14 protein-coding genes are annotated in these 17,575 nt (G+C 75.4%); 9 read left to right on the top strand and 5 right to left on the bottom strand.

Annotation, left to right across the window (positions count from 1 at the left end):
• The first annotated feature begins 138 nt into the window (after positions 1-138).
• Together BX266_RS40795 and BX266_RS08515 are read left to right on the top strand one after the other, a co-directional pair.
• Positions 139-2,352: a hypothetical protein gene (locus BX266_RS40795; protein WP_099898293.1), complete on the top strand. Its 2,214-nt coding sequence runs from the start codon at positions 139-141 to the stop codon at positions 2,350-2,352.
• Positions 2,342-3,676, top strand: a complete 1,335-nt coding sequence (locus tag BX266_RS08515; RefSeq protein ID WP_099898292.1) for a hypothetical protein — start codon at positions 2,342-2,344, stop codon at positions 3,674-3,676. Before BX266_RS40795 ends, BX266_RS08515 begins: the two co-directional genes overlap by 11 nt.
• A 171-nt stretch (positions 3,677-3,847) precedes the next feature.
• Here the strand turns inward: BX266_RS08515 and BX266_RS08510 are convergent, their stop codons facing one another.
• A complete protein-coding gene (locus BX266_RS08510; protein ID WP_099898291.1) occupies positions 3,848-4,183 on the bottom strand; it encodes a hypothetical protein in 336 nt (111 codons plus the stop codon).
• 534 nt (positions 4,184-4,717) lie between these two features.
• On the opposite strand from BX266_RS08510, the gene BX266_RS08505 reads away from it, so the two are divergent.
• The 4 genes from BX266_RS08505 to BX266_RS08485 all read left to right on the top strand — a co-directional run bounded on the left by BX266_RS08505 (position 4,718) and on the right by BX266_RS08485 (position 11,887).
• Positions 4,718-5,356 (top strand): alpha-ketoglutarate-dependent dioxygenase AlkB, encoded by a 639-nt coding sequence (locus BX266_RS08505; protein WP_099898290.1) that lies wholly within the window; start codon positions 4,718-4,720, stop codon positions 5,354-5,356.
• A gap of 204 nt (positions 5,357-5,560) precedes the next feature.
• Complete coding sequence (locus BX266_RS08500; RefSeq protein ID WP_143686889.1) at positions 5,561-6,241, top strand: hypothetical protein; 681 nt, start codon at positions 5,561-5,563, stop codon at positions 6,239-6,241.
• Positions 6,242-6,561: 320 nt separating this feature from the next.
• Positions 6,562-8,598, top strand: coding sequence for a hypothetical protein (locus tag BX266_RS39265; protein ID WP_218969240.1), 2,037 nt, complete (start codon positions 6,562-6,564; stop codon positions 8,596-8,598).
• Positions 8,599-8,686: 88 nt separating this feature from the next.
• Positions 8,687-11,887, top strand: a complete 3,201-nt coding sequence (locus BX266_RS08485) for an error-prone DNA polymerase (RefSeq protein WP_099898287.1) — start codon at positions 8,687-8,689, stop codon at positions 11,885-11,887.
• A gap of 9 nt (positions 11,888-11,896) precedes the next feature.
• Here BX266_RS08485 and BX266_RS08480 read toward each other — a convergent pair whose 3' ends face one another.
• Positions 11,897-12,676, bottom strand: coding sequence for a TIGR03084 family metal-binding protein (locus tag BX266_RS08480; RefSeq protein WP_099898286.1), 780 nt, complete (start codon positions 12,674-12,676; stop codon positions 11,897-11,899).
• 226 nt (positions 12,677-12,902) lie between these two features.
• Here BX266_RS08480 and BX266_RS08475 point away from each other — a divergent pair, with 226 nt between their 5' ends.
• Positions 12,903-13,544 (top strand): NAD(P)-dependent oxidoreductase, encoded by a 642-nt coding sequence (locus BX266_RS08475; RefSeq protein ID WP_099898285.1) that lies wholly within the window; start codon positions 12,903-12,905, stop codon positions 13,542-13,544.
• Here the strand turns inward: BX266_RS08475 and BX266_RS08470 are convergent.
• Together BX266_RS08470 and BX266_RS08465 are read right to left on the bottom strand one after the other, a co-directional pair.
• On the bottom strand, positions 13,538-13,999 hold the full coding sequence (locus tag BX266_RS08470) for a hypothetical protein (RefSeq protein WP_099898284.1): 462 nt from the start codon (positions 13,997-13,999) through the stop codon (positions 13,538-13,540). The two genes, BX266_RS08475 and BX266_RS08470, sit on opposite strands and share 7 nt — an antisense overlap.
• Before the next feature lie 119 nt (positions 14,000-14,118).
• On the bottom strand, positions 14,119-14,901 hold the full coding sequence (locus BX266_RS08465; RefSeq protein ID WP_099898283.1) for a dioxygenase: 783 nt from the start codon (positions 14,899-14,901) through the stop codon (positions 14,119-14,121).
• Positions 14,902-15,024: 123 nt separating this feature from the next.
• Between BX266_RS08465 and BX266_RS08460 the strand changes: the two genes are divergently transcribed.
• Complete coding sequence (locus BX266_RS08460; RefSeq protein ID WP_099898282.1) at positions 15,025-15,489, top strand: MarR family winged helix-turn-helix transcriptional regulator; 465 nt, start codon at positions 15,025-15,027, stop codon at positions 15,487-15,489.
• A gap of 25 nt (positions 15,490-15,514) precedes the next feature.
• Here the strand turns inward: BX266_RS08460 and BX266_RS08455 are convergent, their stop codons facing one another.
• Positions 15,515-16,609 (bottom strand): glycosyl hydrolase, encoded by a 1,095-nt coding sequence (locus BX266_RS08455; RefSeq protein ID WP_099898281.1) that lies wholly within the window; start codon positions 16,607-16,609, stop codon positions 15,515-15,517.
• Between the two features lie 156 nt (positions 16,610-16,765).
• Between BX266_RS08455 and BX266_RS08450 the strand changes: the two genes are divergently transcribed.
• Positions 16,766-17,521 carry a pirin-like bicupin family protein gene (locus BX266_RS08450; RefSeq protein ID WP_099898280.1) on the top strand — a complete coding sequence of 252 codons (756 nt, stop codon included), beginning with the start codon at positions 16,766-16,768 and terminating at the stop codon, positions 17,519-17,521.
• Positions 17,522-17,575: the final 54 nt, after the last annotated feature.

Below are 17,575 nucleotides of genomic sequence, written 5' to 3'. Positions count from 1 at the left end.
AACCACCTCGCCGGGCCCGGAACCGGTAGGGCGTCCGTTCCCGTCCGTACCAAGCGCGGGTAAAGTGACCGGCCGAACCACCGGGAGGGCACCCCCATGCGCAGAGCGATACGGACACGGGCAGGGACACCGGGACCGGTGACCGCCCGGGCGGTCACCGTCGTCGCCGCCGCACTCCTGGCCGGCACCGCCCTGCTGGGAGCAGCCCCCACGGCCGCCGCGGCCGATCCGAGCGCGAACCCGACTCCGGCCGCGACCGCCGGGCCGGCCGGCCAACTCGCCGCCGACGCCTCGCAGTCCGAGCGCCTCGCCGCCGAACTGCGGAAGAACCCGGTCTACGTCTCCGCGGACCTGCCCCGGACGCTGCCGCGCTCGCTCGCCCCCGACATCGCCGCGCTCGCCGCCCGCACCGGAGTCCGCACCTACGTGCTGGCGCTGCCCGAGGGCGACGAGGCGCTGCTCGCCCTGGTCCACGACCGGCTCGGCGAGAACGGCGTGTACGTGCTGATCGGCGACTACGGCCGGATCACCGCCGCCGGGTTCGGCACCGACGCCCCGGTCGACGACGCCCGCCGGTACGCCTCCTACCGCACCCCGTACGGCGCCGGGCCGCTCGACGAGTTCCGCGCCTTCGCCGAGACGCTCGCCGAAGGCAAGGAGCAGGCCGCCGCCAAGGCCGAGAGCGCGTACGACTCCTACCACGACGGCGGCCGACCCGACCTGTACATCGACTCCACCGACCGGCAGAACCAGAACCTGCTGCTCGGCCTGGCCGTCGTGGTGATCCCCGGTCTGGTGCTGGCCCTCGGCCTGCGGCTGGCCTCCCGCCGCGGCCGGCCGGCGGCCCCGCCGCGCAACGCCCCGGGCCGCAGGCCCGCCGTGGTCCTGAAGAAACGACCGCAGAACAGGCCATCGCAGAACAAGCCGTCACCGGGCAAGCAGTCACAGAACGGGCAGAAGGCCCGCGCTGCCCGGCCGGCGCGCCGGCCGGGCGTGCTGCCGGTGACCCTGGTGGCGACGGTGGCCGCCGTGCTCGGCGTGGTGTTCGCCGCGCCCACCGTCTTCCCGCAGACCGTCGACAGCGTCCGTCTCGACGTCACCCAGGGCGATCTGGACGCCCGCGTGGAGGAGGCCGCCGCCGCGCTCGCCGCCGGGCCGATCTACCAGGACCCGTCCGGCCCGACCGTGCTGACCGGCGCCGACCTGACGGCCGTTCAGGGCCGGCTCGCCGCCATCAAGACCCCGGTGTACCTGCTGGCGACGCCCTCGCTCAGCGAGGACGAGAGCGAGCGCGACAGCGAGATCCTGCTCTCCCGGGTGCACGCGCGCACCGGCCGGGCCGGCGTGTACGTGCAGATCGACCCGCTGCAGGGGTACCTCTACCTGGAGGCGTTCGGCACCGGCACCGACGTGGAGCGCCGGTTCCACCGCCTGTCGACCGACGTCGCCTACCCGGACCGCTCCGGGGACAGCGACGACCTGCAGATCCCGTCCCGGCTGAACCGCGCCCTGGACGCGGTGGCCGCCGCCGAACCCACCGCGGGGGCGAGCGGCGAGAACGGCGAGACCGAACTGCCGCCGGTGCGCGACAACCGGCTGCCCGCGCTGTTCAGCAACGACTTCGGTCCCGGCATCGCGATCGGGTTCCTGCTGCTCGGCCTGGTACTGCTGCTCGCCTGGGGCGTGCTCGCCGCCGTCCGGGCCACCGTGCACGCCCGGCGGGCGCGCCGGGCCGCCCCCGACCGGTCCGCGCCGCCCTCGGACACCGCGGTCTGGCCGTCCGCCACCCGGCCCACGGTGCGTCAACTGCGCGGCTGGGCGACCGAGGACCTGCGGGCCCTCACCGTGCGGCTGGGCGCTGCCGACCAGGATGCCCCCGGCCGCACCCGCGCCTGGGACTGCCTGGACGCCGCCCAGCTCCTGCTCGGGGACTCCGAGGGGCGCGCCGCCCGGGTCGAACCGGGCGACCTGGCCGCGGCCGTGGTGCTGGCCCGGGCCGGAATCGACGCCCTCCGGGGACGCCCCCACCCGCAGCTGTGCCGGCTCGACCCGCTGCACGGCGGAGCCACCGGCGGCAGGGTTCCTGCCTGGTTCGCGACCGTCGGCATCGGTCCCAGGTCCGCGCAGCTCTGCCCCGCCTGCCGGGAAGGCCTGCGGCGCAGTCCGGCCGGACGCGGCACCGCCGACCGGGTCGTGCGCGAACACGAGACCGCCGGACGGCTGCTGCACCTGCCCACCGCCGACGGCCGCGCCCCGGCCGTCTGGAGCGAGGCCGGAGACGTCCTGCCCGCCGCCCTCGAAGGGCTCGACCCACTCATCCTCCGGGCCAGGGAGTCCGCCAGTGTCCAGTGACCACCTGACCGCGCGTCACCCCGCCGCGCCCCGACTGCGGACCGCCCTGCTGTCGGCCTGCACCGCCCTGCTGCTGGCGTGCGCCGCCCTGCTCGGCGCGGGCGCCCCGGCCCGGGCCGCCACCCCGTCCGCCGGCCCCTCCGGGAGCGAGATCGCCCAGGCGCTGTCCACCGGCCCGGTGTACGTCGACCCGTCCTACGCCACCGCCGTGAACGCCGCCCAGCAGCAGGCGCTGGCCGAGCAGATCGCCGCCACCGGCCTGCCGATCAAGGTCGCGCTGGTGCCGCTGGCCAAGGGCGACGCCTTCGACGGCCAGTCCCGGACGCTCGCCGCGGTGCTCAAGGAACGCCTCGGCCTGCCGGAGCTGATCCTGATCACCACCGCCTCGTACGGGAAGTACCTGGACGGCTTCGAGTACCCCACCGACACCCACCAGACCCGCGACGCCGCCAACGCCGTCGGCTTCCTGAAGGAACTCGACGACGCGGGCCTGGCCGCGCGGGTCTCCAAGGCCGTCGAGCTGATCAAGTCCGGCAACGGCACCGCGGTGTACAAGGCGGAGACCGACCGGATCGAGAAGGAGTACGCGGCCCGCCCGCACACCGACGGGGAGCCGGCCGGCCCGGGCTCCGGCGGCAGCCGGCCGGGCCTGTTCGCGGTGGCCGCCGTGCTGGTGCTCGCGGTGGCCGTCGGCTCCGTGCTCCTGGTCCGCCGGCGCAGGCCCCGGCACACCGCCTTCACCTTCCCCGACGCGGTGTTCGCCGCCGACCGGGCCGCCGACGAGGCCGGGCTGCGCCGGCAGGCCGCCGCCGAAGTGCTCGCCCTCGGCGAGGCCGTGGACGCCGCCGACGGCGCCACCACCCCCGGCCTGACCCGCGCCCTGGACGCCTACGACGCGGCCGGCCGGGTGCTGGACGCCGCGGACGGCATCCCGGACCTGGCCGGCGTGCTCGCACTGGTCGCCGAGGGGCGAGCCGCCCTCGCCACCGACCCGCGCCTGCCGCTCTGCTTCTTCGACCCCCGGCACGGCGCCGCCGCCCGCCGCACCACCTGGCGTCCGCTCGGCCGCCGCGAACGCGTGGACGTCGCCGTCTGCGAGGACTGCGGACAGGCGCTCAGGACCCGCCGATCGCCGCAGGTGCTGGCAGTCCGCGACCAGGGCCGCACCGTCCCGTACTTCGAGGTGCCCGCCGAGCGCAGCCTGTGGGCCGCCACCGGCTACGGCTCCCTCCTGTCCGGCCCGGAAGACACCCTCGCCGGCCGAGTCGGCACAGGCGAATTCAGCCGCACCCGCCCGCAGAGGCCGTCCCAGCCCGCCGACTGAGCCCGCCGACCGATCGGGACCACCCGGCAACACCGACCGAACCCGGCGGTCCGGACAGGGAGAGCTGACCGTCCGTCAGGAGTCCGGCGTCCAGGGCCAGTCGGCGTCCGCCGGCGCTCCGCCGGGTGCCGGCTCGGTGGTCACCCCGTTCTCGGACAGCAGCCCGCGCAGTCACTCCGCCTCCGCCGGCGTGCCCGGCAGGCCGGCGTCGGTCAACTGCCGGACCAGCGCCAGGGATCGGGGGAGCGGCAGGTCCCGGACCGCGCGCACCGTTCGGAGCGCCGCGACGCGGTCCGCCGCCGGAGCGGCCAGCCGCAGCCGCACCGTCCCGTGCCGATCGATCAGCGGGTCGCGGACCCAGCGCGGCGCGCCCCGGGTGCCGAAGCCCAGACACATCGCCGTTCCGCAGGCCGGGCACCAGAACTCGGCGTCCCAGCCCAGCCGACCGTCCCGGACGTGCTGCCCGACGCTCCGCCGCGCGGTCGCCCCGCAGTCCTCGCACGGCACGTCGAGCTCGCCCCCCCCACCTGGTCATGGTCCGCCTCCGCTCCTGAGCCCGCCGTCAGCACACGGAGTTGACGGAGGGGCACCGCGACGGACTTCACCGACCGCCCGTTCGTGATCACCGGGGCCGGGCGCGGCACCGGCCGGGTCCTCGCGCTGCGGGGGGCCCGTCTCGGCGCCCGGGCACTGCTGCCGCGCGCTCGCCGGAGGCCGCCGCTGACAGCGGGGCGCCCGCGGAGCCCCTCGGCCTGGCCGACCCTGCCTCGGTCCGGGCGTTCACCGCGGCGGTCGCCGCCAGCCCCGACCGGGTCGACGTGCTGTTCAACAACGGCGCCCGCTAGCTGGACGGTGACCCGGCACCTGCCGCTGCTGCGCGCCTCCGCCGCCGCCGACGTGGTCAACCTGGTCTCGCCGGTCGCCGGGCTTCCGTCCAGTTCGAACAGCTCTGAGCCCGAGCCGAGCCCGGACACCCCTGGATCAGAAAGGCCGGAGCCCACAGTCTCGCACGAGTGTTCGAATGAAGCGTACGCTGGCGCCATGAGCTACCAGCTGCAGGGTTCGCTGTTCGACGCCGACGGCCCGGAGGCGGAGCCCGTGCTCGGCCCGCTGACCGGAATCGAACGGACGGTGCTCGGGCACGGCGCGTGGATCGACGTGCTGCCCGGCTGGCTGAGCGGCGCCGACGCGCTGTTCGAACGGCTGATCGCCGGGGTGCCCTGGCAGGCCGGGCGGCGCGAGATGTACGAGCGGGTGGTGGACGTGCCCCGGCTGCTGGCGTTCTACCGGGAGGACGCCGAGCTCCCGGACCCGGTGCTGGGCGCAGCCCGCGACGCGCTCAGCGCCCACTACGGGCCGGAGCTCGGCGAGCCGTTCGCCACCGCGGGGCTGTGCCTCTACCGGGACGGCCGGGACAGCGTCGCCTGGCACGGCGACCGGATCGGCCGCGGCGACCGCGAGGACACCATGGTCGCCATCCTCTCGGTCGGCCAGGCCCGGCCGCTGCTGCTGCGCCCGGCGGGCGGCGGCGGGCCGACGGTGCGCCGCTCCCTGGGCCACGGCGACCTGCTGGTGATGGGCGGCTCCTGCCAGCGCACCTGGGAGCACGCCATCCCGAAGAGCACCAGGGCGGTCGGGCCCCGGATCAGCATCCAGTTCCGTCCGCGCGGCGTGCGCTGAGCGCATTCCGGCCGCCGGTGTCACCGAGTGTCGCCGAACGGGTGTTTCTGCAGCTCAGTCAGATTCTCGGACTTGAATTATTGCGAACGAGTGTTCGATGCTGAACTCGTGCACATGTTCGAACCAGCCTCGCTCACCCCGTCCGGAACGGGTGCTTTCGCCCCGAATCCTCTCGTTCGGTCGGCGACACCTGTTCGAACAGTGGTGCCCCTGCGGCCCGGCACCGCCCCCGCCCCCGCCCGGCAGGACGGCCCGGGGGCCGAACCCGAGCTGCTGCCCGTGCTCCCCGCGCTCGCCCCGCTGCTGCCCGGCGGCGGGCTGCGACCCGGTACCGCGATCTCCGTCACCGGCGACACCGGGCTACTGCTCGCCCTCGGCGCCGGCGCGTTCACCGAGCGCACCGACGAGAGCGCCTGGGCCGCCGCCGTCGGCCTCCCCGAACTCGGCCTGGCCGCCGCCGCCGGCTACGGCTACGACCTGCGCCGCCTGCTGCTCGCCGACCACCCCGGACCGCACTGGCCCGACGTGGTCGCCGCGCTGGCCGGCGCCGTCGGCCTGATCCTGCTGCGCCCCGCCGGCCCGGTCGCCCCTGCCCTGGCCGCCCGCCTCACCGCGGTGCTGCGCCGCGGTCGCTGCGCCCTGCTGGTGGCCGGCCCCTGGCCCGGCGCCACCCAGCGGCTCAGCGTCCGGGCCGGCCGCTGGTTCGGCCTCGGCGACGGCCACGGCCAGCTCACCGGCCGCCAGGTGGAGGCCGTCGCCGAGGGCCGCGGCACCGCCACCCGCCCCCGCAGCACCCGCCTCTGGCTCCCCGACGCGCACGGCGCCGTCCGCCCCGTCGACACCGCCGAGACCCCCCTCACCCGCCCGGCCCTGGAGGCGATCTGACCCCCGCCCCCGCCCCGACCGCCCATCGGTTCCGCCCACCCACCGAGGGTCCAGCGCATGAAGCACCCCCACCCGACTCGTCGACCGGCATCGCCCGCGAGGGGCGACGGCCGGGTGCCGACGGGCGGGCGGGCCCCCGGGGTGAGCAGCCGTGCCTCCGCCCACCCACCTAGGGTCCAACGCATGAAGCACCCCCACCCGACTCGTCGACCGGCATCGCCCGCGAGGGGCGACGGCCGGGTGCCGACGGGCGGGCGGGCCCCCGGGGTGAGCAGCCCTGACTTCCCATCGGTTCCTCCTATCCATCGAGTGTCCAGCGCATGAAGCACCCCAATCCGATCCGCAAGCCGGCGCCGCCCGCGAAGGGCGACGGCCCGCTGTGGGGTACCCCGCGGGCCGGGGGGCCGACCGGGTGGGGGCCCGCCGCGCAGCGGGTGCTGGTGGTGTGGTGCCCGGACTGGCCGCTGGTGGCGACCGCGCCGGCCGGCGGTGATCCGGGTGCGGTGGCGGTGGTCGAGGACGGCCGGGTGCTGGCCTCCTCGGACGCGGCCCGGGCCGCCGGCGTGCGCCGCGGACAGCCGCTGCGGCTGGCCCAGCGGTTCTGCCCGGAGCTGCGGCTGCGCGACCGGGACGAGGAGGCGGAGGCGCGCCGCTTCGAGCCGGTGGTCGCCGCGGTGGAGGCGTTCACCCCGCGGGTGGAGGTGCTCCGGCCCGGCCTGTGCGCGATCCCGGTGAAGGGCCCGGCCCGGTACTTCGGCGGCGAGGAGGCGCTGACCGCCGGCATCCGGGACGCGGTGGCCGCCGTCCTGGAACTGACCTGGCCGGTCACCGCGCCCGCCGCGCCGGACCGCCCCGCGGACGCGCTGACCGACGCCGGGGCGGAGGCCGAGCCGGCGTGGGTGGACGAGGTGTTCACGGAGCCGGACACCGGTGCCCGCCCCGCGCTGACCGTGATCGACGGCGACTCCGCCGCACCCGCACCGCCGAGCGGCCCCGCCCCGCTCGCCCTGGTCACCCCGGCACCCCGGACCGCATCACCCGAGCCCGCGTCCGCCCCCGAGCCCGCCCCCGGGCCCGCGCCCGCGCCGAAGGCCGCCGCCGCCCCGCCGCCGGCCGCCGCCGCCCCACCGCCGGCCCCCGTCGCCCCGCCGCCGGCCGCCGCCGCCCCACCGCCGGCCCCCGTCGCCCCGCCGCCCGTCGCGCCGCCCCCGCGCGGCCTGCTCGGGGTCGCCGACGGCCTGTTCGCCGCCGTGCTCGCGGCCCGCGCCGAGCTGCTGGTGCCGCCCGGGCGGACCCCGGAGTTCCTCGCGCCGTACCCCGTGTCCGCGCTCGGCGAGCCGGAGCTGGCGGAGCTGCTGCACCGGCTCGGCATCGGAACGGTCGGCGCGTTCGCGGAACTGGCGGCCGACTCGGTGGCCAACCGCTTCGGCCCGGTCGGCAGCGCCGCGCACCGGCAGGCCCGCGGACTGGACCCGCGCCCGCTCGCCCCGAAGGACCAGGGACTGGAGCTGGCGGTCGAGCAACTCTTCGACCCGCCGGAGGAGTTGGCGGAGCCGCTGGTGTTCGTCGGCCGGGCCCTCGCGGAGCGCCTGCACACCCGGCTGGCCGAGATCGGGCTGGCCTGCCAGCGGGTCGCGGTGGAGGTGTCCACCGAGGGCGGCCGCACGGTGGCCCGGCTGTGGCAGCACGAGGGGCGGCTGTCCGCGGCGGCGCTCGCCGAGCGGGTCCGCTGGCAGCTGAACGCCTGGCAGTCCACCGGCGCGTTCACCCCCGCGGACGGCGGCTTCACCGCGCTGCGCCTGGTCCCCGACGGCCTGTTCCCGGACCGCGGACGGCAGTTGGCACTGTGGGGCGAGGCGGTCGCGGAGGACCGGGTGGAGCGGGCGGTGGCCCGGGTGCAGTCGCTGCTGGGCTACGCCGGGCTGCGGCGCGGCGCGCCCGCGGGCGGCCGCGGCCCGGGCGAGCAGCGCACCCGGCTGCCCTGGGACGAGGCCGGCACCCACGAGGGCGGGCTCCGCCAGGAGCAGGCCGACGGCCCCTGGCCGGGCCGGGTCGCCGACCCGGCGCCGTCCGTGGTGCCGCAGGACCCCGTCCCGGTGCTGGTCCTCGACCGCGACGGGCAGCCCGTCACGGTGGACGGCCGGGCCGAGGTGTCCGCCCCGCCGGACCGGGTCGAACTGCACGGCCGCACCCTGCAGGTGATCGGCTGGACCGGCCCCTGGCCGGCCGTCGAGCGCTGGTGGGACCAGCGCACCGCCCGCCGCCGGGCCAGGTTCCAGGTCGCCGTGACCGGCGGCCGGGCCCTGCTGCTCACCGTGGAGGGCGGCCAGTGGTACGTCGAAGGAGCCTATGACTGACCGGAGTTGACCGACCAGTGCACCGGGGGGAGCACCGGAACCCGCACCGAACGCCACCCCGAGAGCCGAGACCGGAGCACCACCCGCGATGGGATTCACCAGCCACCCCTCGCTCCCCTGGACGGAGCTGCAGCGCCGGATGTCCGGCGCCGGCACTCCGCAGCCCGCCGAGGAACCCGAGCAGCCGCCGCGGCCCGCCCCGCCGCAAGGCGCCGTCCCGTGGGCCGAGTTGCACGTCCACTCGGCGTTCAGCTTCCTCGACGGCGCCAGCGATCCGGAGCAACTCGTCGACGAGGCCGTCCGGTTGGGCATCGAGACGCTCGCCGTCACCGACCACGACGGGTTCTACGGGGCGGTCCGGCTGGCCGAGGCAGCCAAGGGCACCGGCCTGCGCACCGTGTTCGGCGCCGAGCTCACCGTCGGCCCGGACGACCACCTGCTGGTGCTGGCCCGCGACCCGGAGGGCTACCGGCGGCTGTCCGCGACGATCAGCGCCGCCCAACTGCGCGGCGGGGCCAAGAACAACCCGCGCTACGCCTTCGAGGAACTCGCCGACGCCCACCACGGCCACTGGGCGGTGCTCTCCGGCTGCCGCCGGGGCCGGGTCCGGCACGCCCTCGACACCGCGGGCGAGGACGCCGCCGAACAGCAACTCCGGTCCCTCGCCGAGGCGTTCGGCCCGGAGAACGTGTACGTCGAACTGGTCGACCACCGGCTGCCCGGCGACGACCGGCGCAACGACGCGCTGGCCGCGCTCGCCGCCCGCACCGGCCTGCCGCCGATCGCCAGCAACAACGTGCACCACGCCGCGCCCGCCCAGGGCCGGCTCGCCCAGACCCTGGCCGCCCTGCACGAACGCCGCACCCTGGAGCAGGCCGCCCCCTACACGATGGCCGCCGGCACCGCGCACCTGCGCTCCGGCCGGGAGATGCAGCGCCGGCTGCGGCGCTTCCCCGGCGTCCAGCAGGCCACCGTCGAACTCGCCCGGGCCTGCGCCTTCGACTTCGCCACCCTCGACCCGCAGCTGCCCGGCTTCCCGGTCCCCGACGGCCGCACCGAGAGCAGCCACCTGCGCGCCCTGGTCGCCGAGGCCGGACCGCGGCGCTTCGGCGCCGACAACGAGCCGGCCCGCCTCCAGCTCGCCCGCGAGCTGGAGGTGATCGAGACCCGTGAACTGGCCGGCTACTTCCTGATCGTCCACGACATCGTCGACTTCTGCCGCCGCGAGAACATCTGGTGCCAGGGCCGTGGCTCCGCCGCCAACTCCGCGGTCTGCTACGCCCTCGGCATCACCGCCGTCGACCCCGTCGCCTACGGCCTGTTGTTCGAACGCTTTCTCAGCGTGGCCCGCGACGGCCCGCCCGACATCGACCTGGACATCGAGAACCGCCGCCGCGAGGAGGTCATCCAGTACGTCTACCAGCGCTACGGCCGCGCGCACGCCGCCCAGGTCGCCAACGTCATCACCTACCGGCCCCGGCTCGCGCTGCGCGACGCCGCCCGCGCGCTCGGCTACCCGGCCGAGCAGGTCGACGCCTTCACCCGGCAGGTCGAGTTCCGCGGCACAGTCCAGGAGGACGCCGTCATCCCCGCCGACGTCCTCGAAATCGGCAGCCAACTGCACGGTCTGCCACGTCACTTGGGCATCCACTCGGGCGGCATGGTGCTCACCCGGGAGCCCGTCGGCGAGATCTGCCCCACCGAGTGGGCCCGGATGCCCGGCCGCTCCGTCCTGCAGTGGGACAAGGACTCGACCGCCGGCGCCGGACTGGTCAAGATCGACCTGCTGGGCCTCGGCATGCTCGCCGCCCTGCACGACAGCTGCGACCTGATCGAACAGCACTACGGCGAACGCCTCGACCTCGCCACCATCCCCCAGCACGACGCCGACGTGTACACCATGCTGTGCCGGGCCGACACCGTCGGCGTCTTCCAGGTCGAGTCGCGCGCCCAGATGGCCACCCTGCCCCGGCTCAAGCCCCGTGACTTCTACGACCTGGTCGTCGAGGTCGCGCTGATCCGGCCCGGCCCGATCCAGGGCGGCTCCGTCCACCCCTACCTGCGCCGCCGCGACGGCGTCGAACCGGCCGACATCCCGCACCCCAGCATGGAACGTGCCCTCCGGAAGACCCTCGGCGTCCCGCTGTTCCAGGAGCAGATGATGCAACTCGCCATCGACTGCGCAGGGTTCAGCCCCGACGAGGCCGACCGGCTGCGCCAGGCGATGGGCGCCAAACGCTCCCTGGAACGCGTCGCCGTACTGCGCACCCGACTGCTGGAGGGCATGGCCGAACGCGGCATCCCGGCCGAGACCGCCGAGGACGTCTACGCCAAGATCGAGGCCTTCTCCAACTACGGCTTCCCCGAGTCGCACGCCATCAGCTTCGCCTACCTGGTGTGGGCCAGCTCCTGGCTCAAGTACCACCACCCGGCGGCGTTCACCTGCGCACTGCTCGCCAATCAGCCGATGGGCTTCTACTCCCCGCTCAGCCTGATCACCGACGTCCGCCGGCACGGCGTCCGGGTCCGCGCCGTCGACGTGGCCGTCAGCGCCCCCGGCCCCACCCTGGAACCCTCCCTGCAGCCGTCCTACCCGCCGCCGCACACCGCCGGGAAGCCGCAGGCCGCGATCCGGCTGGGCCTCACCTCGGTGCGCGGCCTCGGCCAGGCCCAGGCCGAGGCCGTGGTCGCCGGACGCCCCTACACCGACCTGGAGGACTTCGCCCGCCGCACCGCCCTGCCCCGCCCGATCATGGAGGCCCTCGCCACCGCCGGCGCCTTCTCCTGCTTCGGGCTGAGCCGCCGTCAGGCCCTCTGGTCCGCCGGCCTGTACGCCGCCACCGACCCCGACTCGCTGCCCGGCACCCTCCCCGGCGGCGACGCCCCGCCGCTGCCCCCCATGACCCCGATCGAGGAGACCATCGCCGACCTCTGGGCCACCGGCAGCTCCGCCACCAGCCACCCCGTCCAGCACCTGCGCGACGCCCTGAACCGCACCGGCGCCCTCACCGCCGCCCAACTCCAGGACGTCCCGCCCGGCACCCCCGTCGTGGTCGGCGCCCTGGTCACCCACCGCCAACGCCCGCCCACCGCGGGCGGCGTGCTCTTCCTCAGCCTGGAGGACGAGACCGGCCTGATCAACGTCATCTGCAACCGCCCCGTCTGGGAAGCCCACCGTCGCACCGTCCTGGAACGCGCCGGCCTGCTCATCCACGGCCACGTCGAACGCACCCACGGCGCGACCAACCTGATCGCCACCCGGATCGCCCCGCTACGGCTCGGGATCTGACGCGCGACCTCAGCCCCGCAACGGCTTGCGGCCCTCCCCGGGCGGCCCCGCGAAGACCTGGGCGATCGGCAGCCAGGCGCGGGCGTGCTCGCCCTCGGCGGTCAGCGCGAGGTCGTCGCGGTGCCGGCGCTGGGTCACCAGCAGGCAGAAGTCCAGCACCGGGCCGGTCACCCGGTCGGTCGCGTCCTCCGCGCCCCAGGACCACAACTCGCCGACGGGGGAGCGGAGTTCGAACCGGAACGGGGTCTCGGGGGCGGGCCGGCCGTGCGCCGCGAAGGCGAAGCCGACCGTACGGACGCCCAGGTGCGCGATGTGCCGCAGGCGCTCGGTCGGGACCCGGTCCACGCCCAGCGCGTCCGCCACGTCCTGGCCGTGCGCCCAGGTCTCCATCAACCGGGCCGTCAGCATCGACCGGGCCTTCATCGGCGGACCGAACCACGGCAGCCGGACCTCCGCCGGCACCTCGGCCAGCACCCGCGCCACCTCCGCCCGCCCCTTGCGCCACCGCCCCAGCAACGACTCCGGCGCCTCCCCGGCCCCCTCCGCCGCGCCCCGGTCCACCGCGCCGAGGCCGTCCGAGAACTCCCGGCCGAGCGCCGCGGCGAAGCCCTCCGGGTCGCGCGCGGCGAGCAGCGTCCACCGGTCCGTCCACGCCAAGTGCGACAGCTGATGCGCGATCGTCCACCCCGCCGCCGGAGTCGCCACCGCCAGCCCCCGAGCATCCAACCCGCCCACCAGCCCGTCCAGTTCGGACCCCTCCGCCAGCAGATCCAGCACCAACCCGTCCACCCGCCACCCCTCTCCGCTGTCACCCCCAGTCCTACCCCCACCGCCCCGTCCCCGCGACCCCCCGCGCACCCCTGGTGACCACCATCACCCAGCCGCGCCACCCCCCGCTCGCCCCCTTGCTCCGCGCAGCGGGTTCTGTTCGGTGGTGCCGTTCCCCGGCGGCAGGCCGTTCACATGGTCTGATGAAACGTCAGGTGGGTGCTGCGGAGAGCGAGGACGGTCGGGTATGCGGGTCGCGGTCATCGGGGCGAACGGCGAGATCGGTCGGTGCGTGGTGACCGAGGCGCTGGCCAGGGGGCACCGGGTGACGGCAGTGGTGCGGCGGCCGGAGGACTACCAGGGGCTGGCGATCAGCGTGGAGCGCGGTGACGTGCTGGACCCGGCGGACGTGGCGCGGGTCGCGGACGGCCAGCAGGTGCTGGTCAGTGCCGTCGGCGGCGGGGACGGCCCCGGCCGCGGCCGGCTGATCGAGCCCGCCGCGCACGCCCTGGTCGCGGGGCTCCGCCGCCTCGCGGACGCCGCCCCCCGCCTGCTGGTGGTGGGGAACGCCGGGAGTCTGAGCACCTCGACCGACACCCTGCTGTGGGACGACCCGGCCGTGACGCCGCGCCAGTTCGAGCTGATGCGCGCGCACGGCCGGGCCCTCGACTACCTGCGCACCGTCCGCGACCTGGACTGGACGGTGCTGAGCCCGCCGCAGAGCCTGCTCCCGGGCGAGCGCACCGGCCACTACCGGACCGGCGCGGACGACCTGGTCACCACCCCGGACGGCCTGTCCAGCATCTCGCTGCCGGACCTGGCCACCGCTCTGGTGGACGAACTGGAACAGCCCGCCCACCACGGCGAGCGCTTCACCTGCGGCTACTGATGCCCCGCCGGCCACGGCGCGCCCGCGCAAGGGCTCCGTTGCGGCCCGAACTCGTCCGACGCGGTCCGCTCGGCCACCACCTGGACCGCCAGCCCGAGCGCGGCCACCGGCATCACCAGCCACAGCACCGGGTGCCCGGGGCCCGGGCGGGGCCCTCGACGGCGCATGGCCACGAACAGCTGGACCAGCCCCCAGAGCGTTCCGATCGCGCTCAGCGCCAGCCCGCTCACGGCCAGCAGCAGCACGTACCGCGGCATCCCTGGCCCGTCCAGGCAGTGCCGTGCCAGCTCGGTCACCGTCCTGTCGGCCGGGAGGACCGGCACGGTGCAGGCCCAGCCGGCGACGACGGCGGCCAGCGAGTAGCGGGCCCGGAGCGGGCAGGCCGGGCCGGCCCGCCGGACGGCGCCGTCGGGCGGTCGGTGCGGCGCGGCCCGCTCGGTGCGGATGTCGTTCATCTCTCCCCCGTGCCGCGCCGTTCGGGTCGGGCGCGGTCGGAGCGAAGTCTTCCGAATTGCTCGGGCAAGCGTGGGCAAAACCTTCCGCCGGTCCGGCCCCGGGAAGCCCGGCGGCCGGGTCAGCCGAGCTGGACGGAGCGCTTGGCGAGGCCCATCCAGAAGCCGTCGATGACGGTGCGCTGCTCGCCGAGGTCGGCCTCGCCGGCGCCGAGGGTGACGAAGAGCGGGGCGAAGTGCTCGGTGCGGGGGTGGGCGAGGCGGCCGGCGGGGGCCTTGTGCTCGAAGTCGAGCAGGGCGTCGAGGTCGCGGGCTTCCAGGGCGCGGCGGCCCCAGTCGTCGAACTCGGCCATCACGGAGGTGATCCGGCCGTCGGGGGAGAGGGCGCGCAGGTTGTGGGTGAAGAAGCCGGAGCCGACGATCAGCACGCCCTCGTCGCGCAGCGGGGCGAGCTTGCGGCCGATCTCCAGCAGCCGCTGCGGGTCCAGGGTGGGCAGCGAGATCTGCAGGACGGGGATGTCAGCGTCGGGGTACATCTCGACCAGCGGGACGTATGCGCCGTGGTCCAGCCCGCGGTCCGGCACGTCCTGTACGGGGGTGCCCGCGGTGCGCAGCAACTTGCGAACGGATTCCGCGAGTTCGGGCGCTCCGGGGGCGGCGTACCGCACCTGGTAGTAGTGCTCGGGGAAGCCCCAGAAGTCGTACACCAGCGGGAGCGGCCGCACCGCGCCGATCGCCAGCGGGGCCTCCTCCCAGTGCGCGGAGACCATCAGGATGGCCTTGGGCCGGGGCAGGTCGGCGGACCAGGCGGCGAGCTGGCCGGGCCAGATCGGGTCGTCGGCGAGCGGGGGCGCGCCGTGCGAGAGGTAGAGCGCGGGCATGCGCTCGGGGGTGGCGGTGCTCATCGTTCCGTCCTCCTGGTCGTGGTCCGTCCGGTCCGTCCGGCCCCGCATAGTTCAAATTTGAACCGTGCGCTGCCGACGGTACACCCGAGTTCGAATTTGAACAACCGGAGTAGGATGCGGGGCATGGACGATCCCCGCTGGCTGAACGAGACCGAGATGGCCGCCTGGCGCGGGTTCGTCGCGGCCACCAACCTGGTGGCCCGCCGTCTGGAGCGCCAGCTCAAGGAGGACGCGGGGCTCTCCCACACCCAGTACGAGATCCTGGTGCAGCTGTCCGCCGCCCCGGGCGGCTCGCTGCGGATGACCGACCTGGCCGACCGGCTGATCACCTCCAAGAGCGGCCTCACCTACCAGGTCACCCAGCTGGAGAAGGCCGGACTGGTCGGCCGCCGCTCCTGTCCGAGCGATGTGCGCGGCGTGTTCGCCGAGATCACCGACCAGGGCTGGCAGGTCCTGCGGCAGGCCGCCCCGGGGCACGTCGCCGCCGTGCGCGAAGCACTGATCGACGTGCTCACCCCGGAGCAACTGGCCGCCCTGGCCGACAGCTTGGGCACCGTCAGCGACCGCCTGCGGGCCGCCGACTCCTGACCCGTCAGCAGCGTGCGTCCGGGCGTCAGAGCGCGGCGGCCCGCACGCACAGCACGTCCGGCAGGTGCGAGGTCAGCAGCGACCAATGCTCGCCGCCGTCCGGCGAGCCGTACACCTCGCCGTTGCGGTTGCCGAAGTACACGCCGGCCGGGTCCGCGTCGTCGGTGCAGAGCGCGTCGCGCAGCACCACGCCGTAGTGCTGTTCCTTCGGCAGGCCGGAGTCCAGCGGCTGCCAGGTCTCGCCGGCGTCGGTGGTGCGGAAGACCCGGCAGCGGCGGTCGACCGGCAGCCGCGCGTAGTCGGCGTCCAGCGGGAACAGGTACGCGGTGCCCGCGGTGTGCGGGTGCGCGGCGATGCCGAAGCCGAAGTCGGCGGGCAGGCCGTCGGCGATGGACTTCCAGGTCCGCCCGCCGTCGTCGCTGCGGTACACCCCGCCGTGGTTCTGCAGGTACAGGCGGTCGGGGTCGCCCGCGTCCCGGGCGATCTTGTGCACGCACTGGCCGAACTCGGGGAACCGCTCCGGCAGGAAGTCGGTGCGGATGCCGGCGTTGGCCGGCGCCCAGCTGAGGCCGCCGTCGGTGGTGCGGTACGCGCCGCCGGAGGAGACCGCGGCGAGCAGCGTCTCCGGGTCGCGCGGATCGGTGATGATCGTGTGCATGCCCTGGCCGCCGAAGCCCGCCCCCCAGTGCTCGCGCTGCGGGTGGTCCCACAGCGCGTCGATCATGGTGAAGCTCTCGCCGCCGTCGGTGGAGCGGAACAGCGCGGCCGGCTCGGTGCCCGCGTACACCACGCCCGGGGCCTCCTCGCCGGCCGGCTGCAGCTGCCACACCCGCTCCAGCGAGGTGCCCGTCCGCTCCGGGAAGCGCACCGCCGGCTGCGAGGGCTCCTGCCAGCTGGCGCCCAGGTCGTCGGACCACCACACCGAGGGGCCCCAGTGGCTGCTGTCCGCCCCGACCAGCAGCCTGGTGCGCCCGCCGCGGCGGTCGATGCCGACCGAGTAGATCGCGTTCATCTGGAAGTGCGGGCCGCTGAACTCCCACTTCTCGCGGTCCGAACTGCGGCCCAGGAACAGGCCCTTCTGCGTGCCGACGGCCAGCAGGACATCCCGTACATCGCTCATCGTTGAACCCATCCGGAGCTCGGTTGGTGCGCGGTCTCGCAGCAGTGTGCTCCGGGCCACTGACACACGCACGCCAGCGCGCCGCGCCCGCCCGGAATGCTTCGCCCCCCGCAATGGTTTATGATTCAACAAAAGCATCCGACGGAGGAGGACCCGATGGCATCCACGATCGACCTGCGCCGCGCCGACGAGCGCTTCCACACCCGCGCCGGCTGGCTGGACTCCAAGCACTCCTTCTCGTTCTCCCGCCACTGGGACCCGGCCAACACCCACTTCGGCCTGCTGCTGGTCTCCAACGATGACACCGTCGCCCCCGGCACCGGCTTCGACACCCACCCGCACCGGGACATGGAGATCATCACCTGGGTGCTCGACGGCGGCCTGGTCCACCAGGACTCCGAGGGCCACAACGGCGTCATCTACCCCGGCCTCGCCCAGCGGATGAGCGCCGGCAGCGGCATCCTGCACAGCGAGAAGAACGACTCCTGGACGCTCACCGGCGAGCCCGAGCACCAGAACCCGGTCCACTTCATCCAGATGTGGACCATCCCGGACGCCGCCGGCATCGCCCCCGGCTACGAGCAGCTCGACATCAACGACCAGCTCGACCAGGGCGGTTGGACCACCCTCGCGTCCGGCATGAGCAAGCACGCCAACCAGCGCGCGATCGGCATCCGCCAGAAGCACGCCGCCCTGCACGTCTCCCGGGTCCGCCCCGGCGAGACCCTCGAACTCGCCACCGCCCCCTTCGTCCACCTCTACGTCGCCCGCGGCGAAGCCGCCGTCGAAGGCGCCGGCCTCCTCCACCAGGGCGACGCCCTGCGCATCACCGCCGCCGAGGGCCAGCGCGTCACCGCCGGGCCCGAGGGCGCCGAACTCCTCCAGTGGGAGATGAACGTCGCCCTCGACTGACCCACCCGCCCCGAAGGCCCGCCGGAAACCACCGGCGGGCCTTCGTCATGGGGT

The organism is Streptomyces sp. TLI_171, assembly GCF_003610255.1.
GTDB lineage: Bacteria > Actinomycetota > Actinomycetes > Streptomycetales > Streptomycetaceae > Kitasatospora.
Note: the sequence above shows the minus strand (reverse complement) of the source record. Positions and strands in the feature narration are given on the sequence as shown.